Raw genomic sequence first — 26,098 nt, 5'->3', positions numbered from 1 at the left:
GGCTAACTCCTTCTTATTTATTTTGTAAGGATACAAACAGCCTGTGCATTCCCTTGCCATACCCCATCGCCGGGCCGGTAATCCTCTTCATTGAACGGCGACGCAACTTTCCACTGTCCCGGCGGCAGAGTAAAATCCCCAGCGTGCGCGTTGGCGTTAATCAGCAATAACCAACGCTCGGAAAGCAAAATTTGTAATTGGCGCTCTCCCTGTTCCCATTGGCGCGGCGTCAAGGGTTGCCCGTTGATATCCAGCCATTGCACGGCGCTATCGCCCTCTTGCCACCATCCGTCCTGCTGCAGCGCCGGTATCGCGCGGCGCAGGCGAAGTAACCCGGCGGTAAACTCAACCAGCGCGCGATCGGCCTCATCCCAGTGCAGCCAGGTCAGTTCGTTATCCTGGCAATAGGCATTGTTATTGCCCTGCTGACTGTGCCCCTGTTCGTCTCCCGCCAGCAGCATGGGCGTTCCCTGCGAGAGCAGCAGCGTCGTCAGCAGCGCCCGCTGGCTGGCGCGGCGGCGCAGCAGCGTCTCTTCATCGGCATCCAGCCCTTCCGCGCCGTGGTTATTGCTGTAATTGTTGTCGGCGCCGTCGCGGTTGTTTTCGCCGTTGGCCTGATTGCGCTTATGGTTAAAGCTCACCAGGTCGCGCAGCGTGAAGCCGTCATGGGCGGTCAGTTTGTTGACCGAGGCGAAAGGCAGGCGATCGTGATGCTGGAAGATGTCGCTGGAGGCGGCGAAACGGCGGGCGAACACGCCAAGCGGAATATCGCCATGCAGCCAGAAGCGGCGCATATCGTCACGATAGCGGTCGCTCCATTCGGCGAACGGCGCGGGGAATTGTCCCAGCTGATAGCCGCCGGCGCCCAGATCCCAGGGTTCGGCAATCAGTTTGCATCCCTGAAGCCGCCGATCGTTTTTCATCGCCATAAGCAATGGCGCCGATGGGTTGAAATCCGGCGTGCGCCCCAGCAGCGTCGCCAAATCAAAACGGAAGCCGTCGACGCGGCAGGCCTCGCGCCAGAAACGCAGACAGCTCATCACCCAATCGATAACCGCCGGATGATTAAGGCGCAGCGCATTGCCGCAGCCCGTCCAGTTGTGGTATTCGCCCTGCTCGCCCAGCCAGTAATAGCTGCGGTTATCGATACCGCGTAGAGAGAGCGTCGGCCCCTCCACGTCCAGCTCGGCGCTGTGGTTAAACACCACGTCCAGAATGACTTCAATGCCGGCCCGATGCAGCGCCTTGACCGCATCCCGGAATTCGTTCAGCGCATCCTCGCCGGAGGCCAGGCCGTTATCCACCGCGAACGGCAGCAGCACGTTATAGCCCCAGTAGTTGCGCAGCCCCATCTGCTGGAGCCGGGGTTCGTCGGCGTGTTGTTGCACGGGCAGCAGCTCCAGCGCGGTAACGCCTAAACGCTGCAAATAGTCGATAACCGCCGGATGCCCCAGCGCCGCATAGCTGCCGCGCGCCGCGGCCGGGATATCGGGGTGTAGCTGGGTCAGCCCGCGCACATGGGCTTCATAAATCACGGTCCGGCTCCAGGGGGTTTGCGGATAGCGGTCGTCCTGCCAGTCGTAATCCTCGGCGATGACGACGCACTTGGCCATCACCGCCGCGCTGTCGCGCTCATCACGCTGTTCGACGCCGCCTTGCAGGCAGGCGTCATCCACAATCCAGCCGTCCAAGCGGCGGGCGCAGGGATCGAGCAGCAGCTTATGCGGGTTAAAACGCAAGCCTTGCGCGGGTTCAAAAGGGCCGTCCACCCGAAAGCCATAGCGTAATCCCGGCCTGGCGCCGGGCAGATAGCCGTGCCAGATATCGCCGCTGCGCGCGGTTAATTCCAGCCGCCGCTCCTGCTGGCGCTCATCAAACAGACACAACTCCACCCGTTCGGCCTCTGCCGAAAACAGCGCGAAATTAACGCCTTCGCCATCAAAACTCGAACCCAAGGGGGTTGGACTGCCCGCTTGCAATACCGTCATTCATACCTCTCTCACCAGATACAACGTCGCCAGGGGAGGAATGGTCAGCGCCAGCGACTGCGGCCGCTGGTGACTACCGATATCTTCGCTGTGAACCGGGCCGCCATTACCCAGATTGCCGCCGTGGTAGTAGTGGGAGTCCGTATTGATGATTTCCCGCCAGCGGCCGGGCTGATTAATGCCGATGCGATAGCCATAGCGCGGAACCGGGGTAAAGTTACTGACCACCAGCACTTCATTGCCCTGCTCATCGCGCCGCACAAAGGCAAACACCGAGTTTTCCCGGTCGTCCGTCACCAGCCATTCGAACCCCTGCGGCTGGAAATCCAACTGATACAGCGGCGGCTGCCGGCGGTAGCAGTGGTTGAGATCGCGCACCAGTTGCTGCACGCCGCGGTGCCAGCCTTCCGGCTCGTCCAGCAGGTGCCAGTCCAGGCTGGCGTCGTAGTTCCATTCGCGCCCCTGGGCAAATTCGCATCCCATAAACAGCAGTTTCTTGCCGGGATAGGCCCACATAAAACCGTAGTAAGCCCGCAGATTGGCGAATTTCTGCCAGGCGTCGCCGGGCATCCGATCCAGCAGCGATCGCTTGCCGTGCACCACTTCATCGTGAGAAAGCGGCAGGACGAAATTTTCGCTGTAGGCGTACAGCATGCCGAACGTCAGCAAATCATGGTGATATTTGCGGTGCACCGGATCGTGCTGCATATACGACAGGGTGTCGTGCATCCAGCCCATATTCCATTTGTAATGGAATCCCAGCCCGTTGCAGTCGGGGGGAAGCGTCACGCCGGGATAGTCGGTCGATTCCTCCGCCACGGTGACGGCGCCCGGCGCGGCATGGCCCAGCATCTGGTTGGTGTAGCGCAGGAAAGCGATCGCTTCGAGATTCTCTCTGCCGCCGTAATGATTCGGCACCCACTCGCCCTCGTTGCGGCTGTAGTCGCGGTAAATCATGGAGGCGACGGCATCCACCCGCAGCCCGTCGATACCGTAATGCTCCATCCAGAACAGCGCGTTTCCCGCCAGATAGTTGCGTACTTCATGTCGGCCATAGTTGTAGATCAGGGTGTTCCAGTCCTGATGATAACCTTCGCGCGGATCGGCATATTCATACAGCGCCGTACCGTCAAACTGCGCCAGACCATACTCATCGCCGGGGAAATGCCCCGGCACCCAATCCAGCAGGACGTTGATGCCCGCCTCATGAAAGGCGTCGATAAATTTCCTGAAATCCTGCGGCGTGCCGAAGCGGCGCGTCGGCGCATACAGACCGAGCGGCTGATAGCCCCAACTGCCGTCAAACGGGTGTTCATTGATGGGCATCAGTTCGATATGCGTGAAGCCCATCTCTTTAATATAGGCGATAAGCTGTTCCGCCAGCTCCTGATAGCTGAGCCAGAAATTGTTATCCGTATGTCTGCGCCAGGAACCGAGATGAACTTCATAAATGGAGATCGGCGCCTGTAGCCCGTTAGCCTGACGACGCGCTTCATCCAGCGGCGCTTTCTCCGGCAGAGCGGTAATCAGAGAAGCGGTATCCGGACGCATCTGCGCTTCAAAAGCGTAAGGATCGGCTTTTAAACGGACGTTGCCGCGGCAGTCGATCATCTCATATTTATATAGCTCGCCCTGCGTCACGGCGGGTAGAAACAGTTCCCAGATGCCGTTCTCTTTGCGCAGGCGCATCGGGTGGCGGCGGCCGTCCCAGAAATTGAACCGGCCGACCACGGAAACCCGCTGCGCATTCGGCGCCCAGACGGCAAAACGGGTGCCGGCTACGCCGTCCAGCGTTTCCAGATGCGCGCCTAAGCGTTCGTAAGGGCGTAAATGCTTCCCTTCCGCCAATAACCAGATATCCAGATCCTGCAACAGCGGCCCGAAGCGATAAGGATCCTCAATCAGATAAGTTTCCTGTTGCCAGGTCACAGCCAATTGATAGTGAAACGAATTTTTTTTGCGCGGCAATACGGCGCAAAAAAAACCACGTTCGTCATAGCAGGCCAACTGAACCACTTTACGGCCGCTTCGGGCCTCTACCACCCACACTTCCTGGGCATCTGGTAATAATGCCCGCACCTCGATTCCATTTGAGGTTTTATGCATGCCCAATAGAGAAAACGGATCGGCATAATGTCCGGCAATAAGTGAATTAATCGCATCGGAAAACTCCAGCATGGTATTCATCCCCTGATTAACCATTTGAATTAAATAAACATGTTATATAAACAACCTATAGTGATGCGCTTGTATCCCCCCTTGGCGAACCCACAATAAAACCAATAAAAAACAATTAATTGGAAATATTCGCTAATAAAAAAGCGCATAAAAAAATAATTTACAGTGCAAAATAATTCATTTAACACCATTTACCTATTTAGCGTAGCCAAATAACCAGGAAATAGTTGAGAATACGCCAGGTTTTTCTGTTTATTTTTATATAAATAAGTTATGGAAGAGAGGATTTGGCATATATGAAATAAAACACCGTCGGCATAGAGAGAAAAAAAACTATTTAAGAATAAATTAAAATATTGCTTACTAATTAAGATATTCTAAATATTCTCAGCCTAAAAACCCGGTTATATTCTAAATAATGCGAGTTGCAGGAAGGCGGCGATGCAGCGAATCCCCAGCAGCTGACATCAGTAAGTGACTGGGATGAGTGACAAATCTGCCGGGAACAGGTTTGAATAAAGGCCGCGTTCGCCGTCACAGCCGGGTGCGCTGCGCTTTGGAGGCCGAACGCAGCAGGTCGCGTATCGCGCGAATCAATGCCTCTTTGCTGCGTCCGCGGCGGAAGATCAGCGAAAACGGCGCCTGATAGCCATAGTCGGTGGGCAGCAGCGCGCGCAGCCGCCGCCTCTGCACCCAGGGCAGCGCGTAATGCTCGGGCAAATAGCCGATATATTTTCCCGACAGAATCAACAGCAGCTGCGCCTCCATACTTTCCACGGTGGCGGTGCTCTGCTTGAAGCCCCGTTTGCCCAAATCCGACGAGCTCCAGTAGCTGCGCGTCACCATACGCATCTGGGCGACATGCGCCGCTTTTGGATGCGCCACGTCGAACAGCTCGTGTTGATCGCTGCAATACAGCCAATGCTGTTCACGATACAGCGGATGGGCGATCACGCTGTTGCCCTGTAGCGGGAAATTGCCTACCGCCACATCCAGTTCGTTATCCAGAATGCCTTGCAGCAGCGCGTGCGGGCTTTTGATTTGCAGATTGATGTGCACCAACGGAAACCGGTCGCTGAAACGGCCGATGGCGTCGGCGATGGAGAGCACCGGATCGGTGACCGTGGCGTCAAGCACGCCAAGGCGCAAAATCCCGCCCTGTTCTCCCTGTAGCGTCGCGGTATAGCGATCGAAGTTTTCCAGATTGTTCATTAGATACAGCGTCTGCTGCAAAAACGCCTCCCCTTTTGGGGTCAGCGCGAAACCGCCCCGGCCGCGCCGGCAGAGTACGAATCCCAGCTTCTCTTCCAATTCGCTCATGTAGTTGCTGATGGCGGAAATCGTCAGGTTAAGTTCCTGCTGGGCGCGGGCATAGCCCTGGTGTTTCGCCACGGTGGCGAAAATATGCAGCAAACGCAGATTAGGCAATTTTCCAATGGACATCACACTGTTTCCGCAAGAAAGAGAGACGGTTAGTTTTCAAATTACTGAACTGATTTTTTGTATTCTGCTATTTTTTCCCGCCCATCGTCTACCGCACTATTTTCCCACTAATCCGTGGCCGGCGCATATCCGGCCGTAGTCGACGTGGGAAACAGTGATAATGGAAAAACAGTATCCGCAACCTCAGGGCGGCAACGAAATGCCGCGTTTCGCCGGACGCGCCACGATGATGCGTCTGCCATACAGCGACGGCCCGCAGGGTCTGGATGCCGCCTTTATCGGCATCCCGCTGGATATAGGCGCCTCCCAGCGCGCCGGCACCCGCTACGGACCGCGCCATATCCGCAGCGAGTCGGTGATGATCCGCCCCTACAACATGGCGACCGGCGCCGCGCCGTTCGATGCCCTGCGGGTGGGCGATCTGGGCGATGTGCCGATCAACACCTACAGCCTGCTGAAATCAGTGGACATCATCGAAGACTACTACACCTCGCTCAACGACTGGCCGCTGATCCCGCTGACGCTGGGCGGCGACCATACCATCACGCTGCCGATCCTGCGCGCGTTAACCAAGAAGCACGGCCCGGTCGGCCTGATCCATGTGGACGCGCATACGGACACCAACGATGAGATGTTCGGCGAAAAGATCGCCCACGGCACCACGTTCCGCCGGGCGGTGGAAGAAGGGCTGCTGGACTGCCGGCGCGTGGTGCAAATCGGTCAGCGGGCCCAGGGTTACACCAGCGAAGATTTCCAGTGGGGCGTCGATCAGGGATTTCGCCTGATCCCGGCCGAACAGTGCTGGCACCGCAGCCTGACGCCGTTGATGGAGGAAGTGCGCGCCCGGATGGGCGACGGCCCGGTATACCTTTCTTACGATATCGATAGCCTCGATCCGGCCTGGGCGCCCGGCACCGGCACGCCGGAAGTGGGCGGCTTGACCTCGGCGCAGGGGCTGGAGATTGTGCGCGGCTGCCGGGGGCTCAATCTGGTGGGCTGCGATCTGGTGGAAGTTTCGCCGCCCTACGATATCAGCGGCATGACCGCCCAAATGGGCGCCAACCTGCTGTATGAAATGCTGTGCGTGCTGCCGGGAGTGGCGCAACGATGAGCGCGGCGGCAGAGGTGCGAAGGGCCGGCTAGCCCGCCACGAGCACTCGTCGGACCGTAACTGAAATCAGTCGTCCGTCACGCGATACGGCGCGGACCTTGAAGCTATCAGAGGCGATTATGTCACATTCTCCTATGACCATCGAAACCTTCGGCATCGAACAGATACCGGACGATCGGCGCGATGCCTCGCCGCTGGATCTTTTCCGTCTCACTTTCGGCGGCGCCAATACTTTCGCCACCTCGGTGCTGGGCAGTTTCCCGATTCTCTTCGGCCTCTCTTTCCAGGCGGGCTTCCTGGCGATAATCATCGGCGTCGTCGTCGGGGCGCTGATCCTGGCGCCGATGGGCATATTCGGCGCGCTCAACGGCACCAACAACGCGGTATCCTCCGGCGCCCATTTCGGCGTCCACGGCCGTATTGTGGGTTCCTTCCTGTCTCTGCTGACCGCCGTGGCGTTTTTCTCTCTATCCGTCTGGAGCTCGGGCGACGCCCTTATCGGCGGAGCCAGACGTCTGCTGGGCGTTCCGGAAAATGACGTCACGCTGGGCTTGGCCTACGGCATGTTCGCCACGCTCGTCCTGATCGTGTGCATCTACGGTTTTCGCTTCATGCTGTGGGTCAACAAAATCGCCGTCTTCGCCTCCAGCCTGATGTTCCTGCTTGGCGTATTCGCCTTTAGCGGCACGTTTGATCCTGGATTCGGCGGCAGCCTGACGCTGGGCGAACCGGGATTCTGGGCCGCGTTCATCGGCGCGATATTGCTGACCATGAGCAACCCGATCTCGTTCGGCGCCTTTCTGGGAGACTGGTCGCGCTACATCCCGCGGCGCACCGCCAAGATCCGCATCATGGCGGCGGTGTTCGCCGCGCAACTGGCCACGCTGATCCCGTTCGTATTCGGGCTGTGCACGGCATCGGTGGTGGCCGCCCATGCGCCGCAGTACATAGCGGACAACAACTACGTCGGCGGGCTGTTGGCCGTCTCTCCGACCTGGTTCTTCCTGCCGGTATGCCTGATCGCCATCATTGGCGGCATGTCCACCGGCACCACCGCCCTCTACGGCACCGGGCTGGATATGTCGAGCATATTCCCGCGCCTGCTCAGCCGCGCCCAGGCGACGCTTCTCATCGGCGTTGCCGCAATCGCTTTCATCTTCATCGGCCGCTTTGCCTTTAACCTGGTGCAGAGCGTTTCCACTTTCGCGGTGCTGATCGTCACCTGCACCTCTCCGTGGATAGTGATCATGATCATCGGGCTGATCGTGCGCCGGGGCTTCTACCATGCGGACGATCTGCAGGTTTTCACGCGCGGCCAGCGCGGCGGACGCTACTGGTTTCATCATGGCTGGAACTGGTGCGGGCTCGGCGCCTGGATCCCCAGCGCGGGAGCGGGGTTGTGCCTGGTCAACATTCCGGGGCAGTTCGTCGGCCCGTTTGGCGACCTCGCCGGCGGCATCGACGTCAGCCTGCCGGTCACGCTCGGCCTGGCGGCGCTGCTCTACCTGGCATTACTGCGCGCATTTCCAGAGCCTGCGGCCGTTCACGGCCCTTACGATTTTCGCTGGCCGGCCGGCGCAAGCTGTGAATAAGGGCGCCATCGTCATGGTTCATCCAGCGTATATAAACGACCGGAGGCTTCGCCTCCCGCCACAGAGCGGCCACGGCATGCCATGCCGCGCCGGGAAAACGCGGCGGCCTTTAGGTCGCCGGTTCGGCGATCGCTATCAAACGACAACACGCGTTTTAACTCATGGGAACTCCAATATGAAATCATCCGTTACGCGGCGCCAACCGCGCTTCGCCATTCTGCTTGCCCTGATGCTGGCCGTAAACGCCCTGTCGTCATCCAACGCCGCAGCCGTTCCTCCCACGCTGACGCCGGGCGTACTCAAGGTCGGCATCGAAGTCGCCTACCCGCCGTTCGAATCCTGGCAGGACGGGAAGATCGTCGGCTTTGACGCCGAGCTTGCCGCCTTACTCAGTAAACACCTCGGCACCCGATTAGCGCTCGCCGATACGCAGTTTTCCGGTCTGATCCTCGGATTAAACGCCGCCAAACACGACGCGGTGATTTCCGCGTTGTACGTCACCGCCGATCGCACCGCGCAGGCGGACGCCATCCCCTACGCCGATACCGGCGCCTACATTCTGGCGCGCAGCGACAGCAAGGTCATACCGCAGGATGAAAAAGCGCTGTGCGGCCTGACCGTCGGCTTGCAGCAGGGATCCGTGTGGGTGAAACAGCTACGGCAACTCGCCGCCGATTACTGCCTGCCCAACGGCAAGCCGCCCATTACCGTCAAGGAATACCCCACCGCGCCGGAAACGTTGCAGGCGCTGCTGGCGGGCCATATTCAGGCGCAGGTTGAGATGGCGGGCGCGGCGCGCATGTTCGCCGAACGCAGCCGCGGCCGGGCGACGATAGCTTCGCCGCAGATCATCTATCCGCAGACGCTCGGCATCTACGTGAAAAAAGGCAGTCAGGCGTTGTTGAACGAACTGAAAACCGCGCTGCAAACGATACGCGACAACGGCGAATATGCCGCCCTGCTGGAAAAATACCGGCCTTACGGCATCACCGACACCGCCGCGCGTTAACGGACGGCATCAGATTTCATACGCTAAATAATTCGAGTTGCGGCAACGCCGCGGCGTAGGCCCCAACGGGGCGAGCGACAAAGCCAGCGCCCACGCAACTTGAAGTATGACGAGAATATTCGCTCAGGGAGTTTTGCTGCCGCTATGTTTTTCGACTGGACCTACTTTTTCTCGCTGTTTTCCATGCGGGCGTTCTGGCAAGCCAGCGTCACCGTGGTAGAACTTAGCATCCTGTCCTGGCTTATCAGCCTGGCGTTAGGCTTCATCGTCGCCAGCGCCCGCCAGTCCGGCCCTTTCTGGCTGCGCGGCGCGTGCCGGATCTACCTTTGGCTGTTCCGCAGCGTTCCGCTGCTGGTGCTGGTGGTGTTCGTCTACAACCTGCCGCAAATACTGCCGGCCACCGGCGCCGTACTCGGCAACGCGTTTTTCGCCGGGCTGATCGCCACCGTGCTGGTGGAAACCGCTTATATGTCCGAAATTCACCGCGGCGGTTTGCTCTCCGTGGCGAAAGGACAACACGAGGCCGGACATGCGCTCGGCATCCGTTTCCTGGGCGTGCAACGGCTGGTGGTGATCCCGCAGGCGCTGCGAATTTCACTTCCGGCGCTGGTCAACGAATTCGTCACCATCGTCAAACAAACTTCGCTGGTATCGGTCATCTCGCTGCCGGAGCTGCTGATGACCGGCCAGCGGCTGTATGCGGAAAATTTTCTGGTGATGGAGACGCTGGCCGCGGTGGCGGCGTACTACATCCTGATTGTTTCTCTGTTTACCCTGCTGTTTCAGTGGCTGGAGCGGCGGGTGAACATTCAGGCCCGCGCGCCGGGCGCGTTGGAGGAAAGCGCGCTGACCGCGCTGCGGCGGCAGGCGAGCGCGCCGGTGTTCCGCCAGCCGACCGCCCGCCCCGGCGAGCCTAACGCGCTGCTGATGAGAAATATCCATAAGGCTTACGGCCGGCATCAGGTGCTTAAAGGCATCAATCTGGCGGTCGCGCCCGGCGAAGCCATCAGCATCATCGGCCCGTCGGGATCGGGCAAAACGTCGCTGATCCGCACCGTCAACGGACTGGAAAGCCTCGATCGGGGCGAAATCATCCTGTTCGGCGAAGCGTTTATCGTCGCCGGGGGGCCGAGAGAAAACGACGCCGCGCGGCGCGGCATCCGGCGCATCGGCATGGTATTCCAAAACTTCAACCTGTTTCCCCACTACACCATTTTGCAAAACGTGATGCTGGCGCCGCGTTACCACGGTCAGCCAGACGACGCCACCACGCGGCGCGCGCAGGCGCTTTACCTGCTGGATAAAGTCGGGCTGCTGGCCCATGCGGAAAAATATCCGCATCAGCTGTCAGGCGGGCAGCAGCAGCGCGTGGCGATCGCCCGCGCTCTGGCGTTGTCGCCGGATATCATGCTGTTCGATGAGCCCACGTCGGCGCTCGACCCGGAACTGGTGGGCGACGTGCTGAAGGTGATTGGCTCCCTGGCGCGGGAAGGGATGACCATGCTGATCGTGACGCATGAGATGGATTTCGCGCTGGCGATTTCCGACCGGGTGGTGCTGATGGAGGACGGCGGCATTCAGGCGGACGCGTCTCCGGCGGCGATCCGCGCCGGCGGGCAAGATCCGGCGCTACAGCGCATCCGGCAGTTTATGGGGATACATGACGCGGCACATTGAACGGACGCCGCACTGTTCCGCCGCTGACATAACAAAAAAATATTATTTGTCGTTTCTCTCGCCATGTCACAAAGAAAGACAGCGGCGAGGCGAAGAAGAGAAGGCGTCGATATGACGCATTCACAATAATTTAGGCGCATTTACATGATGAGCAGCGACAACGGCGATACGGTTACGACGGATGAGATCTCAGCGGGTTGGCGCGCGTCGCTTTACCTCGGATTGCGCCGCCAGCCGGGACGCACCATCGTCGCCGAGCGCCGCCATAGCGGGCCGTTGCTGATCCAGCGGCCGTTCTATCCCGAGGGCGAAACCTGCCACGTGTACCTGTTGCATCCTCCGGGCGGCGTGGTGGGCGGCGATCGGCTCGGCGCGGAAATCCGCCTGGAGCAGGATGCGCGGGCGCTGATCACTACGCCGGGCGCAACCAAATTTTATCGCAGCGCGGGCGAAACCGCGCTCTTGCAACAAACGTTTCGTCTGGCGTCCGGCAGTTGTCTTGAATGGTTGCCGCAGGACACGATTGTCTTTCCCGGAGCCAAAGCGCAGGTGGATACCTGCTTTTACCTTGAAGAAAACGCCCGGCTAATCGCCTGGGAAACGTTCTGTCTCGGCCGCCCGGTGATGCGGGAACGCTTCGCCAGCGGCGAATTGAAGACGCGGCTGCGCGTGCTGCGCAACGGCGAGCTGACGCTGCATGAAACGTTGCGGATCCTCGACGGCGATCTCGACTGTATCGCCGGCCACGCGCTGGTCGGCACCATGCTGATGACGCCCGCCGGGCCGGAAACGCTGGAGCAGGCGCGCGCGTTGCTGGCTTCCAGCGCGGCGCCCGCCGGAGCCACGCTGCTGGGCGAATTGCTGGTCGTCAGAATGCTGGCCGGCGACAACCGGCAGATGCAATCCCTCCAGCAAACGCTCTGGTTCGGCCTGCGCAGCGCCATCGTCGGTATGCCGCCGCTGCCGCCGAGAATATGGTCTACGTGAAAAGGATACGATTTTGGAACTTACCCCCAGAGAAAAAGACAAGCTGCTGCTGTTTACCGCGGGGCTGGTGGCCGAACGCCGTCTGGCGCGCGGCCTGCGCCTCAATTATCCCGAAGCGGTGGCGCTGATCGGCGCGGCCATTATGGAAGGCGCGCGGGATGGAAAAAGCGTGGCCGAACTGATGGAGTTCGGCAGGCATATCCTCACGCGCGATCAGGTGATGGACGGCATCGCCGAACTGATTACCGACGTGCAGGTGGAAGCCACCTTTCCGGACGGCACCAAGCTCGTCACCGTACACAATCCGATTGAGTGAGGCCGCGCATGATCCCAGGTGAAATACAGGTCGCCGACGGCCGCATTGAGTTGAATACGGGACGCGAGCGCATCAGCGTCGTGGTGGAAAACCACGGCGACCGGCCGATCCAGATCGGCTCGCACTACCATTTTTATGAGGTCAACCCCGCGTTGGTATTCGATCGCGCCCGCGCCCGCGGCTACCGGCTGGATATCGCGGCCGGCACCGCCGTGCGTTTCGAACCGGGTCAGGCGCGGGAGGTCGCGCTGGTGGCGCTGTCCGGCCGGCGCCAGGTATTTGGCCTGCGCGGAGAGGTGATGGGCAAACTGGATGGACAAAACGATGACTAGCATTTCTCGTCAGGCATACGCCGATATGTTCGGCCCCACAACCGGCGATCGGGTACGGCTCGCCGATACGGCGCTGTGGGTGGAAGTGGAGCGGGATCTCACCGTCTACGGCGAAGAGGTGAAGTTCGGCGGCGGCAAAGTGATCCGCGACGGCATGGGACAAGGCCAGATGCTGGCGGACGAAGCGATGGATCTGGTGCTGACCAACGCGCTGATTATCGACCACTGGGGCATTGTAAAAGCGGATATCGGCGTCAAAGACGGCCGCATTCGGGCTATCGGCAAGGCGGGCAATCCGGATATTCAGCCCGGCGTGGATATCCCCATCGGCGCCGCGACGGAAATCATTGCGGCGGAAGGCAAAATCGTCACCGCGGGCGGCATTGATTCGCATATTCACTTCATCTGCCCGCAGCAGGCGGAGGAAGCGCTGACTTCCGGCGTAACCACCATGATCGGCGGCGGCACCGGTCCGGCGACCGGCACCAACGCCACCACCTGCACCCCCGGCCCCTGGCATATCGCGCGCATGTTGCAGGCGGCCGACGCGCTGCCCGTCAACATCGGCCTGTTGGGCAAGGGCAACACGTCAAGCCCCGGCGCGCTGCGCGAACAGGTGGCGGCGGGCGTTATCGGCTTAAAACTGCACGAGGACTGGGGATCGACGCCGGCGGCGATCGATTGCTGTCTGAGCGTGGCGGAAGAGATGGACGTGCAGGTCGCCATTCATACCGATACGCTGAACGAAGCCGGTTTTGTCGAAGACACGCTGCGCGCCATCGGCGATCGCGCTATCCACACCTTCCATACCGAAGGCGCCGGCGGCGGCCATGCGCCGGACATCATCACCGCCTGCGCCCGGCCGAACGTGCTGCCTTCGTCCACCAACCCCACGCTGCCCTACACCGTCAACACCGTGGACGAGCATCTCGATATGCTGATGGTCTGCCACCATCTCGATCCCAATATTCCTGAGGACATCGCGTTTGCCGAATCGCGCATTCGCCGGGAAACCATCGCGGCCGAAGATATCCTGCACGACATCGGCGCGTTTTCCATGACCTCGTCGGATTCCCAGGCCATGGGCCGGGTGGGCGAAGTGGTGCTGCGCACCTGGCAGGTGGCGCACAAGATGAAGTTGCAGCGCGGCGCGCTGCCGGAAGACAACGAGCGTAACGACAATTTTCGCGTCAAGCGCTACATCGCCAAGTACACCATCAACCCGGCCATCACCCACGGCATCGCGCACGAAGTCGGTTCGATCGAACCTGGCAAGCTGGCGGATCTGGCGCTGTGGTCGCCGGCGTTCTTCGGCGTGAAGCCGGCGCTGATCGTCAAAGGCGGCCTGATCGCCAGCGCGCCGATGGGGGACATCAACGCCTCCATCCCCACGCCGCAGCCGGTGCACTATCGTCCGATGTTCGGCGCGCTGGGCGCGGCGCGCCATCAAACGCGCATGACGTTTCTTTCCCAGGCGGCGGTCGAACGCGACGCCGCCGGCGCATTAGGGCTGCAAAGCCTGATCGGCGTGGCGCGCCAGTGCCGCACGGTGCGGAAAAGCGACATGGTGCACAACGACGCGCTGCCGGATATTCAGGTCGATTCGCAAACCTATGAGGTCAGCGCCAACGGCGAACGCCTGACCTGCGAACCCGCGGCCGAACTGCCGCTGGCGCAGCGCTATTTTCTGTTTTAAGGAAGGTTGATGAAACTACTCACACAACGTCTGAACCAGGCCGAATCGGTGACCGCCACCGCCACGCTGGATCTGGCGACCCGGCTGAAAAGCCGCGCCAAAATCACGCTGGACGACGGCCGGGAAGCAGGGCTGATGCTGGATCGCGGCCAGTTGATTCGCGGCGGCGATTTGCTCGGCGACGACGCCGGACGGGAAATTGTGCGCGTGATCGCCGCCGAAGAGCAGGTATCGCAGGCGGAGTGCGCCGATCCGCTGCTGCTCGCCAAGGCGTGTTACCACCTCGGCAACCGGCACGTTCCGTTGCAGATAGCAAAGGGACTGGTGCGTTATCACCACGACCATGTGCTTGACGACATGGTGCGCCAGTTGGGGCTTCAGGTGCGCGTCGTCATGGCGCCTTTCGAGCCGGAAAGCGGGGCTTATCACGCCGCACCGCACGCGCACGGCCACCACAGCCATTCGCATCATTAAAGATATGGCGCATAAAGGAGCACGCCCTATTCGTGACGACGGCATCCGTTGCGGCGCGGAAGATCTGAGTCCCTCCGCCTTACGCCTGCCGCGCCTGCTGCAACTGGCGAGCGCCGCCCTGCCGGTCGGCGGATTTACCTATTCGCAAGGGTTGGAGTGGGCGGTGGAAGCGGGCTGGGTGCGTGACGAAGAGGGCTTTCGCCGCTGGCAGCGCCAGCAAATGACGCACACGCTGGCGCACTTCGACTGGCCGCTGTTGCAGCGCCTGTATCATGCCTGCGAACGGCATGACGCATCCGCGCTGCGCCAGTGGCGCGACCTGTTGCTGGCCGGGCGCGAAACCAGCGAACTGCGGGCGGAAGAGCGCCAGCGCGGCCAGGCGTTTATACGGATTCTCGCCGGCTGGGGGCTAACCGAAGAACTCGACGCCGACTGGCGCGATGCGCTGGCGCACAGCCAACTGTGCGGCATAGCGTGGCTGGGGCAGCGCTGGGGGATTCCGCTACCGGAACTGGCGCTGGCCTACGGCTACAGCTGGCTGGAAGGCGCAGTCATGGCCGGCGTGAAGCTGGTGCCGTTCGGCCAACAGGCCGCGCAGAACCTGCTGCTGGAGTTGGGCGCGCAGTTGACGCGGTTGCTGCCGGCCGCGCTGGCGCTCAAAGATGATGAAATCGGCGCGGGGCTGCCGCTGGCGGCGATCGCCTCCGCCTGTCATGAAACCCAGTACACCAGACTTTTTCGTTCCTGAGAGGTGATATGTCAGATTACAAACAACCGCTGCGCGTCGGCGTCGGCGGCCCGGTGGGTTCGGGGAAAACCGCGCTGCTGGAAGCGTTGTGCAAGGCCATGCGCGACAGCTGGCAGCTTGCGGTGGTGACCAACGATATCTACACCAAAGAAGACCAGCGAATCTTAACCGAAGCCGGCGCGCTGGCGCCGGAACGCATCGTCGGCGTGGAAACCGGCGGCTGTCCGCATACCGCCATTCGGGAAGACGCCTCAATGAATCTGGCGGCCGTCGAGGATCTGGCGCGCCGCTTCGGCAATTTGGATATTGTTTTCGTGGAGAGCGGCGGCGATAACCTAAGCGCCACCTTCAGCCCGGAGCTGGCCGATTTGACCATTTACGTGATCGACGTGGCCGAAGGCGAGAAAATTCCCCGCAAGGGCGGGCCGGGCATCACCCGTTCGGATTTTCTGGTGATCAACAAAACCGATCTGGCGCCTTACGTCGGCGCGTCGCTGGAGGTGATGGAGCGCGACACCAACCGCATGCGTCCGCAGCGCCCCTGGACCTTTACCAATCTGAAAACCGGCGACGGGCTGCAAGACATTATTCGCTTCCTCGAAACCGAGGGGATGCTGACGGTATGACGGCGCGCGCGTTTCGCACGGCATGGCTCCCCGGCACAACGGCCTATGGATGATAAAGACTGGCTGATTATCCGCACGGTGTACGAGTTGAAAAACATTACCCGCGCCGCCCAACAGCTGCACACCTCCCAGCCGGCGCTGAGCTACCGCCTGCGGCAGATTGAGCGCAAACTCAACGTACAGCTGTTCGACATGTCGGGTAAAGTGCTGACCTTTACGCCGCAGGGAGAGCAGATCGTCTATTACGCCGATCGGATACTGAATGACTACCAGCAGATGAAAGAAGCGCTGCTGCTGGCGGACGAGCGGCTGCGCGGCGAGATCCGCATCGGCGCTTACAGCAACTACGCCGCCTATCGTCTGCCGGCGCTGATGCGTCGCTATCACGATCGCTATCCCGATGTTGAGCTACGGCTGGTGACGGGCCTGTCGCATGATATCTTCGCGCAGTTACAGCGCGGCGAAATCCATCTGGCGCTGGTGCGGGAAGAAACCCACTGGAAAGAGGGCAAACGCGTGGTCGATCGCAACCACTATTACGCGATCAACCGCCACCCGCTGGCGCTGGCTGATTTGCCGACGCTGCCGCAGATCCGCATCTCCAACATGCCCTATCCCTATGTCGGCGATACGATCGATCGCTGGTGGAATTCGGTATTCAGCCAGCCGCCGCACATTGTGATGACGGTGGACAAAATCGAGATCTGTCTGGAACTGGTCAAGCACGGACTGGGATTCGCCCTGCTGGCGGACTACCTGGATTTTCCCCCTGAACTGCACCCGCAGCTGTTGCACGACGCGGACGGGCGGGCGCTGGATAATCACACCTGGCTGCTTTACCGCCACAGCGCCGTCTTTTCGCCCCGGCTGGCGCATTTTATCGACCTGTTCAGCGAAGAGCCGCAAGTTTAGCCACCGCCGAGCGCCCATACGCGATTCCCGTTCACACACTTCGCACCCTGGCGATACGCCGCGTGGGACGGCGGCGAAATTGAACGTAGAGCGCCAATATAGTGACGAAACCGATAACGCCCAGAATCAGCCACGGCAGCGCCGGCGTGTTTTGCGCCGAGCCCAGGTCATACAGCCAGCCGCCGCCGCTGTAGCCGATGGCGCCGCCCACCGCCGCGCCCATGCGGCTGAATCCCATATAGCTGCCGCGGGCGCGGTAGTCGGACAGCTCGGCGCTGAGGGTTTCCCGCGCCGGTTCGGCGATCAGCGATCCGAGATAAAAAGCGATCACCAGCATGAACAGCGGCGGCAGAGTGTGGATGAAGCCGACGAACAGCAGGCTGACCGTCATAATGCCCAGCCCGATGATCAACCGCTGCTCCAGCCGGAAGCGGCGTTCGCTCCAGCGCGCCATCGGGTAGAGCAACAGCACCGCCATCACGGCGTCCACGGAATACATCCAGCCGACGGCCGCCGGCGTGTGGGCGACGGACAGTATCGCCACGGGCAACATCAGCATCACCTGGACGTTGAGGGTATAGTAACCGGTGAGCGTCAGCACGTAGCGGCGGAAATTCCGATCTCTAAACGCTCGCGCCATCCCGGACAGCACCGGCGCGCGCACGCTGGACAGCTTGTAGGCGGGCAGCTTCCACAGATTCCAGCCCGCGGCCAGCACAAAAAACAGCATGCCGGCCAGGCAAACATGGCGAAAGTCGTAATGCATCAGCAGCCAACTGCCGAGCAGCGCGCCGATCACCCGGAACGCGCTGTCCTCCACCATCAGAATGGAATAGAAGCGTCCCCGCTCCGCAGGGCGCACCAGTTTGATCACCAGCGCGGAGCGGCACGGCGAAAACAGCATGCCGCCGAACGCCGCCAGCGCGCACGCCAGCATCAATATCCATCCGGCATCGGCGAAAGCCATCACGCCGAATCCCGCGGCGCGCAGCAGCATGCCGGTCACCATCATCGGCTTGGCGCCCAGACGATCGGCGATGGCGCCGCCGAGAATGCCGGTGCCGGACTGAATGAACTGCCAGATAGCCAACGCCGCGCCCACGATAATCGCCGGCCAGCCCAGCTGCTCGACGAAATGAACGGACAACAGCGGAAACACGGCGGAGAAGCCGAGTTCCAGCAACATGTTATCCAGCAAAAGAAAACGTTTCCCGGCGCGTCTGGCCCGGGCGGTCACGGGTAGCATAATCAACCTATCATCAACGGTGGCTCAGGGGAGCGCGCCCGGCGCGCCGCCGGACGCGCAACGGTTTATTGTTGCTGACGCGCCAGCGCCACCAGACACAGTTGCATAAACAGCACCTGCGCGGTGATTTGCGCCGTATTGGAGGTGGCGTCATACTGCGGCGCGACTTCTACCACGTCGCCGCCGACCACCTTCATCCCGGCCATGGAGCGCAACATGCTCAGCACTTCGCGCGGCGTCAGCCCGCCTACCTCCGGCGTGCCGGTGCCGGGCGCAAAGCCCGGATCCACCGAATCGATGTCGAACGAGATATACACTTCGCTATCGCCCACCACCTCGCGGATTTTGCCAATCGCGTACTCCACGCCGCGCTCCACGATGTCTTCGGCGTAAATCACCGTCATACCGGATTCGTGAGAGAACTCGCCGTGATAGGTGCCGCCGCCGCGGATACCGATTTGCACGCATTTTTCCGCATCCAGCACGCCGTCCAGCACCGCCTGGCGAAAAGGCGCGCCGTGGTGGTACTTGGTGCCGTAAGCGCCGGAAGTATCGCAGTGGGCGTCGAAATGCACGCAGGCCAGCGGACGGCCTTTGCCGAGCGCGCGCAGAATGGAATAGGTGATGGAGTGATCGCCGCCCACCGTCAGCGGTATCACGCCGGCGTCCATAACGCGCAGATAGTAGGCTTCGATATCCGCATGGCACTGCTCCAGGCTGCGGCTATTGGCGAACGCCACGTCGCCCACGTCTTTCACCCGCAGATCGCCGGCGGGAGCAACGTTAAGCACCCGATCGTAAGGGCCGACGCGGCTGACGGAACGCACCGCCTGAGGCCCGAAACGGCAGCCGGGACGATCGCCGGCGCCGAGATCCATCGGCACGCCGATCAGCGCCACATCCAGCCCGGCAAAGCGATTGCCGTAAGCGCTGGCGTCATAGGCGAGATTGAGCAAGGTCGCAGGTTCGGCGATGGGCCATTTACTGTGGCCTTCGGCCCGGCTGGCGGCCGGCACTTTGGCCGCTTTGGCGAAATCCGGATGGTAAATTTTGCCGTCTTCGATATGGTCGCCAAATCTTTCGCGCAGATATGCCAGTTTTTCGCTATTCATAATATCCTCATCAACCAACGTCCGGTCCGCATGGCCGGACAGGGTAAACACCGCGCAGCGCGGCCCGTGGAGGCGGATAGACCGTCTCCATAAAAGTTTTTTTCACAGAAAGTCGCAGCGGCGCTAAAGCGCGGACATCGTCATTTCAGGTTGCCGCTCAGAAAGCCGCGCAGCCGATCGCTTTGCGGATTGCCCAACACCTCATCGGGGGAGCCTTGCTCCTCTATCACCCCTTGATGGAGAAACAGCACCTGGCTGGAGACATGACGCGCGAATCCCATTTCATGCGTGACGACGATCATGGTGCGTCCCTCATCCGCCAGCACCTGCATCACCTTCAGCACCTCGCCCACCAGTTCCGGATCCAGCGCCGACGTCGGTTCGTCAAACAGCATCACGTCGGGATCCATCGCCAACGCCCGGGCGATGGCTACGCGCTGTTGCTGTCCGCCGGATATATGGGCCGGATACTGTTGCGCCACCTGCGGCGGCAGGCCGACCTTATCGAGATAGTGCTGCGCCCGCTCGCGCGCCTCGCTCTTGCTTAATCCCAGTACGCTGGTAGGCGCCAGCATGATGTTTTCCAACGCGGTGAGATGGCTCCACAAATTAAAGTGCTGGAATACCATGCTTAGCCGGGTACGGATGCGTTGCAGCATGCGATCGTCGGCGATGCGCATCGCGCCTTTGGTATCCCTGACCATCGGCACCAGCCGGCCGTCGAAGAAAAACGCTCCGTCGTCGGGATGCTCCAGAAAGTTGATGCAGCGCAGAAACGTGCTCTTGCCCGAGCCGCTGGCGCCGATCAGGCTGACCACGTCGCCGGCGCGCGCGCGCAGCGACACGCCGCGCAGCACCTGATTGTCGCCATAGCTTTTGGTGAAATTATCAATAACCAGTTTTTCCATTGCATCCTCCTCACCGGCCGCGGGGACGAATAAAGGCCAGCCAGCGTTTCTCTCCCTGACGGAACAGGGCGATAAGCACGCAGGTGGTGACCAGATAGATCGCCGCGGCGATGCCGTAAGCCTGAAAAGACATATAAGTTTCCGCGTTGACATCGCCGGCGACCTTGAGCAAATCCGCCACGGTGGCGGTAAACGCGATAGACGTGGCGTGCAGCATCAGGATCACCTCGTTGCTGTAATAAGGCAGCGCCCGCCGCAGCGCGGCGGGCAGGATGATCTTTCGGTAGAGGGTAAGGCGATGCAGGCCATAGGCGCGCGCCGCCTCAATCTCGCCGTGGGCGATGCCTTTGATCGCGCCGGCAAATACCTCGGTGGTGAACGCGGTGGTGTTCAGCCCGAGCGCCAGTACGGCGCAATAGAAGCCGTTACGGAAAAACGCGTCCAGCATCGGCTGCGTCCGCACGAAATCCAGACTGTAGATACCGGTGTAGATAATCAGCAGTTGGATATAGAGCGGCGTGCCGCGAAAAACATAGGTGAAGCACCATACCGAACGCGACAGCCAGCGCACCTGCGACGCGCGCGCCACGGCCAGCGGCAGCGACAGAACAAATCCCATCAGCAGGGACAGCAACAGCAGCCAGCAGGTGACCAGCAGACCGGAATAGTGATAGCCGTCATGCCAGAGATAGGCCAAGCCGTACTCTTTCAGTATTTCAATCACAGCTCCGCCTCACGTACGCCGATGTTGTAGTGTTTGCCCAGCCAATACAGCACGACGCTGGAAACGGTGGTCACCAGTAGATAAAACAGCGCCGCCAGCACCAGATAAAAAAACAGCTGCCCCGATCCTTTGCCGGCGTTCTGCGCGGCTTTGGTCACATCGGAAAGGCCGATGAGCGACACCAGCGCGGTGGCTTTCACCATGATCAGCCAATTGTTGCTGAGGCCCGGCAGAGCGAAGCGCATCATTTGCGGGAAGAGAATCTGGCGGAAGCATTGCCAGCCGCTCAGGCCGAATGCGCGTCCCGCCTCCATCTGCCCGGACGGCACCGCCATAAAGGCGCCGCGGAATGTCTCGGTAAAATAGGCGCCGTAAATGAACCCCAGCGTTACGATACCGGCGCTGAACGGTTCAATATCGATCTGCCGCCATCCCAGGAAATCGGTTACCTGGTTGAGCCACATTTGCAGGCTGTAGAACACCAGCAGCATCAACGCCAGATCGGGAATACCGCGAATAACGGTGGTGTAGAGCGCGGCGACCGCGTTCAGCGGCCGGCTGCCGGACAGTTTGGCCAGCGCCATGATCAGCCCGAGCAGCATCGCCAGCGCCAGCGCCCCCAGCGAGAGCCGCAACGTCACCATGATGCCGTCAAGCAGCATGTGGGCGTATCCCTGCGGAATAAACATGAGCGGTTCCCCTGTGCGTCTTATTCGTAGATATCAATGGACGGCGGGAAATATTTGGCGGCAATTTTCTGGTAAGTCCCATCCGCGCGCAGCGCCGCCAATGCGCGGTTGATTTCGGCGGCGAGCGCGGCGTTGCCCTTATCCACGCCGATGGCGCTGACGCCGGTGCCAAGCAGCGGATCCTGAATCTGCCCGCCGGCAAAGGCATAGCCTCTGCCCTTTTCCGAACTGAGAAAACCGAGCTGGCCTTGCACTTCGCCGGTCAGCATGCCGTCCAGGCGGCCTGCGATCAGGTCGTTATAAGCCAGATCCTGATTGCCGTAGGAAACCACCGTCACGCCGAGCGGCGCCCAGCGCTTTTTGGCGAAGTTTTCAACGCTGGCGCCCTGCTCCACACCGATACGTTTGCCGGCCAGCGACTGTCCGTCAGGCAACAGACCGCTGTTTTCCCTGGCGATCATGCGCGTTCTGCCGCCGTGCACTTTATCGGTAAACAGCAGCTGTTTTTTTCTGGCCTCCGTTACGCCGATGGAGGCCAGAATGGCGTCAAACTTGCGCGCTTTTAATGCCGGGATCATGGTGGAGATTTCGGTTTCCACCCACTGACAGCGTTTTTTCAGGTAGTCGCAAATGGCGTTGCCTAAATCGATTTCAAAACCGGTCATTTCGCCGTCGCTGCCGCGATATTCAAACGGGGCGTATCCCAGCGCGGTGCCGAAACGCAATGTGTCGGAAGATTCGGCGCGTAAAAACGGCGATACGGCCATAATGAAAACAGTAAATAGCGAAACAAATAACCTACGATAGAATATTATTTTCATAACTCACCCTGAATAATGAAATAGCCGGACATATGCTGTATTAACCGCGACATAAATAGGTGAGCAAATGCTGTGCCAGTACTTTTCACAATCCGAAAAAATAACATAACTAACTGTTTTTATATCATTTTATAAATAATAAGAAATTTAAAAACAACCAATCATAAAGAACTTTTATCATGCAAAAATAAAACCAATAGAATTATTTTTTTATTTATAACGCTATCTTCATAAATGCACTAAAAAAGCACGCCGCTGCACCAGAATATGGCTTATTAATAAATAGCGGGGAAACGTTCTGATAATAAGCAATGCACCACGAAAAATAGTTTTATCTTATTTCAGCAATATATCGGGCGGCAATGGCGGAACATGCCGCGCAGCGGGAGCCAGTAATCGCCGGTCAAGCCTGACGGCGAAGCAACGGCCGCCGGTACGCCGCGCCCGCCTATTTCTCGGGATCGGGCGATGTTCCTCTACCGGACAACGCGCTACAATATCGCGTTCGGGCAGCGAGGCGAATTACATTATGATCAACCAGGTCGATTTGATTCTTTCTTTACTGCAACAGATGTGCGTTTATCTGGTGATCGCTTATCTGTTAAGTAAAACGCCGTTATTCATTCCGTTGATGCAGGTGACTATCCGCTTACCCCATAAGCTGGTGTGTTATCTGGTTTTCTCCATGTTCTGCATCATGGGCACCTATTTCGGCCTGCATATTGATGATTCCATTGCCAACACCCGCGCCACCGGCGCGGTATTGGGCGGCATGCTGGGCGGCCCCTCAGTCGGTTTTCTGGTCGGGCTGACCGGCGGATTGCACCGTTATTCAATGGGGGGCATGACGGCGTTGGCCTGCATGCTGTCCACCATCGCCGAAGGTTTGATGGGCGGATTGCTGCACCGCTATCTGACCCGGCGTCACCGTATCGACCTGCTGTTTCAGCCGTTGGTGGTCGGTTTAACCGCGCTGGTGGCGGAAATACTGCAAATGGCGATTATTCTGCTGGTTGCGCGGCCGTTTGATAATGCGATGACGCTGGTGAGAGACATCGCCCTGCCGATGATGATCACCAACAGCGTGGGGGCGGCCATGTTTATGCGTATTCTGCTCGACAGGCGCGCCATTTTTGAGAAGTACACCTCGGCGTTCTCCGCCAAGGCGCTGAAAATCGCCGCCCGCGCCGAGGGCACGTTGCGGCAGGGTTTCAACCAGCAGAACAGTATGCGCGTCGCCCGGATCCTGTATGAAGAACTGGGGGTCGGCGCCGTCGCGATTACCGATCGGGAAAAATTGCTGGCGTTTATCGGCCTGGGCGACGACCACCATACCGTGGATTCCCCTATTACTTCTCTCCATACCCATCGGGCGATTGAGAAGAATCAGGTGGTCTACGCCGATGGCAACGAAGTGCCCTACACCTGTTCCATCTCATCCAGCTGTAAACTGGGATCGACGCTGGTGATCCCGTTGCGCGGCGAGGAACAGCGCGTCATCGGCACCATTAAACTGTACGAACCCAAGAACAAGCTGTTTTCCAGCATCAACCGCACGCTGGGCGAAGGGATAGCCCATCTGCTCTCCGCCCAGATTCTGGCCGGACGGTTCGAACGGCAGAAACAGCTGCTGGCGCAGTCGGAAATCAAGCTATTGCATGCCCAGGTTAACCCCCACTTCCTGTTCAACGCGCTGAATACGTTATCCGCCGTGATACGCCGTAATCCCGATCACGCCCGTCAGCTGGTTCTGTCGCTGTCGACCTTTTTCCGTAAAAATCTAAAGCGCAGCAATGACGAGGTGTCGCTCAGCGACGAACTGGAACACGTGAACGCCTATCTGGAAATTGAAAAAGCGCGTTTCGCCGATCATCTGACGGTGGATATCACCTTGCCGGACGCGTTGCTGGAAGCGCGGTTGCCGGCGTTTTCCCTGCAACCCATTGTGGAAAATGCCATTAAGCACGGCATTTCGCAGATGATCGACGTCGGTCATATTCATATCAGCGGACGTTTGCATGCCAATACGCTGGAACTGACGGTAGAGGACAACGCCGGAATGTATCAGCCCCCCACCGGCGGAGACGGCCTGGGCATGAACCTGGTGGACCGGCGCATCAAGGCCCGTTACGGTACGCACTTCGGCATTACCGTCATCTGCGAAGCGGACCGCTTCACCCGGGTGGAGGTGCGCGTCCCCTTTCTTTCACCCCGTAAAACGCTATCGGATATCGAAAAGGCGGCTTAACGCAGTATATTTCGCGTTTGAGAGCCGATAGCTTACAAATCGGCGGAACCGCTCTATTGAGATGAATTGGAGATTTTTCTTATTGTTTTAAGACAGAGAATAGTGGTGTCATACGCAGCCAGACCTATATTAGATTAATTATGCGAATTTAAGGTACAGGATGTCCTCTATCGACATAAAACTCACCAAGCCCGTCGGTATTTTTATCATTATCGAACGTTTGTATGCCCGCGACGGATTAGCGCCGTCAATCGGTGAATTGGGCCCTTCGTTGACACAAATACATAGAACCGTCATACAGCTAAGAAGAAAGCAAGACATGTATATGGACGGAGCCAAATTATCACCCAGCGATATCACTTTATGGCAACGTATTAAATATCTCACCGGCACCGTCGTCACCACCAAAGACACGAATGAATTCGTTTATACGCCAGAGTTTATGGGTTCTCTGTTAGCAGCAACGCCACTTGCTAATGTCGAATACAAAAATATTCCCCGCTTTTTAACCACCGAAGGCATCTATTCTTTACCTAAGGTGATGGCGTTTGGTCGGGATCCTATTCCCGACGTGCTGCTGTATGGCAAAAGCAATACCACCTTTTTCATCAATGACGGAGGCAGAGGAACGCCAACGGCCATAGCGAAATATGATCAACGGACTAAAGATCTGATGATGATTAATAATCAGTCGGATGTTGTCAGCATCATGAAAGACCTGGTAGAAAAAGGGGTCAAATTATGAATACGGGTGTCAAGGCTGCTGGGATCCTATTACTCGTCATTGTTTCTTTCCTGCTAGGTTTTAATACCTATTATCCCTATTTATCCTGGTACTTCGGTACGGATTCGCTTTCGGTTTCAAGCGTAGACGCCATGATGCTTAGCAATGTTATCCAGGGTGCGATGTTCGCGCTGTCAGGAATCATTACTTTCATTGCGAGCGTTAAATTCAAGAAAACGCCGCTGTCTACGGCTAAAGCGCTGTTCACCTTCATTGTTACGCAATTGATTGTAAATTTCTTATTATTCAGCGCGTTCGTGGGTCTTCATAAGGTTTATAACCGGTTCCAGTATGAAGGGCTCCATAATATCGACATCACAAACGTATATTTTGTTACCGAAATAATATTGAGCGCGATTTTCAGCATAATGTTCATGAGCACGCTTTATGATAAGTTTTTTTATAAAAACCATAAAAATGGGGTATGTAAAAGCGTTTGACTGTTATGGTCATGACAGCAAATTACAATACTTCTGT

The 26,098-nt window shown here is 59.0% G+C and carries 24 protein-coding genes; 15 read left to right on the top strand and 9 right to left on the bottom strand.

Annotated elements, in window-relative coordinates:
* Positions 1-17: 17 nt before the first annotated feature.
* From glgX to HC231_RS01690, 3 genes are all read right to left on the bottom strand, one after another.
* A complete protein-coding gene (gene glgX, locus HC231_RS01700; RefSeq protein ID WP_208229457.1) occupies positions 18-1,988 on the bottom strand; it encodes a glycogen debranching protein GlgX in 1,971 nt (656 codons plus the stop codon).
* Positions 1,989-4,166, bottom strand: a complete 2,178-nt coding sequence (glgB, locus tag HC231_RS01695) for a 1,4-alpha-glucan branching enzyme (protein ID WP_208229456.1) — start codon at positions 4,164-4,166, stop codon at positions 1,989-1,991.
* 534 nt (positions 4,167-4,700) lie between these two features.
* The gene (locus HC231_RS01690) at positions 4,701-5,609 is read right to left on the bottom strand and encodes a LysR family transcriptional regulator (RefSeq protein WP_208229455.1); all 909 of its coding nucleotides are present in this window, start codon (positions 5,607-5,609) and stop codon (positions 4,701-4,703) included.
* 160 nt (positions 5,610-5,769) lie between these two features.
* Between HC231_RS01690 and speB (HC231_RS01685) the strand changes: the two genes are divergently transcribed.
* From speB (HC231_RS01685) to HC231_RS01630, 12 genes are all read left to right on the top strand, one after another.
* Positions 5,770-6,720 carry an agmatinase gene (gene speB / locus HC231_RS01685; RefSeq protein WP_208229454.1) on the top strand — a complete coding sequence of 317 codons (951 nt, stop codon included), beginning with the start codon at positions 5,770-5,772 and terminating at the stop codon, positions 6,718-6,720.
* Between the two features lie 119 nt (positions 6,721-6,839).
* Positions 6,840-8,312 carry a purine-cytosine permease family protein gene (locus HC231_RS01680; protein WP_208229453.1) on the top strand — a complete coding sequence of 491 codons (1,473 nt, stop codon included), beginning with the start codon at positions 6,840-6,842 and terminating at the stop codon, positions 8,310-8,312.
* A gap of 175 nt (positions 8,313-8,487) precedes the next feature.
* Positions 8,488-9,321, top strand: coding sequence for a transporter substrate-binding domain-containing protein (locus HC231_RS01675; RefSeq protein WP_208229452.1), 834 nt, complete (start codon positions 8,488-8,490; stop codon positions 9,319-9,321).
* A 144-nt stretch (positions 9,322-9,465) separates the two neighbouring features.
* The gene (locus HC231_RS01670; RefSeq protein ID WP_208229451.1) at positions 9,466-10,998 is read left to right on the top strand and encodes an amino acid ABC transporter permease/ATP-binding protein; all 1,533 of its coding nucleotides are present in this window, start codon (positions 9,466-9,468) and stop codon (positions 10,996-10,998) included.
* A gap of 144 nt (positions 10,999-11,142) precedes the next feature.
* Positions 11,143-11,985, top strand: coding sequence for an urease accessory protein UreD (locus tag HC231_RS01665; RefSeq protein ID WP_208229450.1), 843 nt, complete (start codon positions 11,143-11,145; stop codon positions 11,983-11,985).
* Between the two features lie 13 nt (positions 11,986-11,998).
* Positions 11,999-12,301, top strand: coding sequence for an urease subunit gamma (ureA, locus tag HC231_RS01660; RefSeq protein WP_208229449.1), 303 nt, complete (start codon positions 11,999-12,001; stop codon positions 12,299-12,301).
* Positions 12,302-12,309: 8 nt separating this feature from the next.
* Positions 12,310-12,633 carry an urease subunit beta gene (locus HC231_RS01655; protein ID WP_208229448.1) on the top strand — a complete coding sequence of 108 codons (324 nt, stop codon included), beginning with the start codon at positions 12,310-12,312 and terminating at the stop codon, positions 12,631-12,633.
* Positions 12,626-14,329, top strand: coding sequence for an urease subunit alpha (gene ureC / locus HC231_RS01650; RefSeq protein WP_208229447.1), 1,704 nt, complete (start codon positions 12,626-12,628; stop codon positions 14,327-14,329). The genes HC231_RS01655 and ureC overlap by 8 nt, the downstream gene beginning before the upstream one ends.
* 9 nt (positions 14,330-14,338) lie before the next feature.
* Positions 14,339-14,803 (top strand): urease accessory protein UreE, encoded by a 465-nt coding sequence (gene ureE / locus HC231_RS01645; RefSeq protein WP_208229446.1) that lies wholly within the window; start codon positions 14,339-14,341, stop codon positions 14,801-14,803.
* A gap of 64 nt (positions 14,804-14,867) precedes the next feature.
* On the top strand, positions 14,868-15,551 hold the full coding sequence (locus tag HC231_RS01640) for an urease accessory protein UreF (RefSeq protein WP_246494782.1): 684 nt from the start codon (positions 14,868-14,870) through the stop codon (positions 15,549-15,551).
* Between the two features lie 8 nt (positions 15,552-15,559).
* The gene (gene ureG / locus HC231_RS01635) at positions 15,560-16,177 is read left to right on the top strand and encodes an urease accessory protein UreG (RefSeq protein ID WP_208229444.1); all 618 of its coding nucleotides are present in this window, start codon (positions 15,560-15,562) and stop codon (positions 16,175-16,177) included.
* 45 nt (positions 16,178-16,222) lie between these two features.
* Positions 16,223-17,089: a LysR family transcriptional regulator gene (locus HC231_RS01630; protein WP_208229443.1), complete on the top strand. Its 867-nt coding sequence runs from the start codon at positions 16,223-16,225 to the stop codon at positions 17,087-17,089.
* 31 nt (positions 17,090-17,120) lie between these two features.
* On the opposite strand, the gene mdtH is transcribed toward HC231_RS01630, so the two are convergent.
* The 6 genes from mdtH to HC231_RS01600 form a co-directional block, all read right to left on the bottom strand.
* A complete protein-coding gene (gene mdtH, locus HC231_RS01625; protein ID WP_208229442.1) occupies positions 17,121-18,335 on the bottom strand; it encodes a multidrug efflux MFS transporter MdtH in 1,215 nt (404 codons plus the stop codon).
* A gap of 65 nt (positions 18,336-18,400) precedes the next feature.
* Positions 18,401-19,447 (bottom strand): agmatinase, encoded by a 1,047-nt coding sequence (gene speB, locus HC231_RS01620; protein WP_208229441.1) that lies wholly within the window; start codon positions 19,445-19,447, stop codon positions 18,401-18,403.
* A 140-nt stretch (positions 19,448-19,587) separates the two neighbouring features.
* Positions 19,588-20,355, bottom strand: coding sequence for an ABC transporter ATP-binding protein (locus HC231_RS01615; RefSeq protein WP_208229440.1), 768 nt, complete (start codon positions 20,353-20,355; stop codon positions 19,588-19,590).
* A gap of 10 nt (positions 20,356-20,365) precedes the next feature.
* Positions 20,366-21,079: a histidine ABC transporter permease HisM gene (gene hisM, locus HC231_RS01610; RefSeq protein ID WP_208229439.1), complete on the bottom strand. Its 714-nt coding sequence runs from the start codon at positions 21,077-21,079 to the stop codon at positions 20,366-20,368.
* Positions 21,076-21,762, bottom strand: coding sequence for an ABC transporter permease (locus HC231_RS01605; RefSeq protein WP_208231185.1), 687 nt, complete (start codon positions 21,760-21,762; stop codon positions 21,076-21,078). Before HC231_RS01605 ends, hisM begins: the two co-directional genes overlap by 4 nt.
* A gap of 26 nt (positions 21,763-21,788) precedes the next feature.
* Complete coding sequence (locus tag HC231_RS01600; protein ID WP_208229438.1) at positions 21,789-22,589, bottom strand: transporter substrate-binding domain-containing protein; 801 nt, start codon at positions 22,587-22,589, stop codon at positions 21,789-21,791.
* A 529-nt stretch (positions 22,590-23,118) separates the two neighbouring features.
* On the opposite strand from HC231_RS01600, the gene HC231_RS01595 reads away from it, so the two are divergent.
* The 3 genes from HC231_RS01595 to HC231_RS01585 all read left to right on the top strand — a co-directional run bounded on the left by HC231_RS01595 (position 23,119) and on the right by HC231_RS01585 (position 26,061).
* Entirely contained in the window at positions 23,119-24,837 is a 1,719-nt protein-coding gene (locus HC231_RS01595; RefSeq protein WP_208229437.1) for a sensor histidine kinase, read from the top strand.
* Between the two features lie 160 nt (positions 24,838-24,997).
* Positions 24,998-25,582: a hypothetical protein gene (locus tag HC231_RS01590; RefSeq protein WP_208229436.1), complete on the top strand. Its 585-nt coding sequence runs from the start codon at positions 24,998-25,000 to the stop codon at positions 25,580-25,582.
* The gene (locus tag HC231_RS01585; RefSeq protein ID WP_208229435.1) at positions 25,579-26,061 is read left to right on the top strand and encodes a hypothetical protein; all 483 of its coding nucleotides are present in this window, start codon (positions 25,579-25,581) and stop codon (positions 26,059-26,061) included. Before HC231_RS01590 ends, HC231_RS01585 begins: the two co-directional genes overlap by 4 nt.
* Positions 26,062-26,098: the final 37 nt, after the last annotated feature.

This window comes from Brenneria izadpanahii (genome assembly GCF_017569925.1).
In the GTDB taxonomy this organism is placed as follows: Bacteria; Pseudomonadota; Gammaproteobacteria; order Enterobacterales; family Enterobacteriaceae; genus Brenneria; species Brenneria izadpanahii.
Note: the sequence above shows the minus strand (reverse complement) of the source record. Positions and strands in the feature narration are given on the sequence as shown.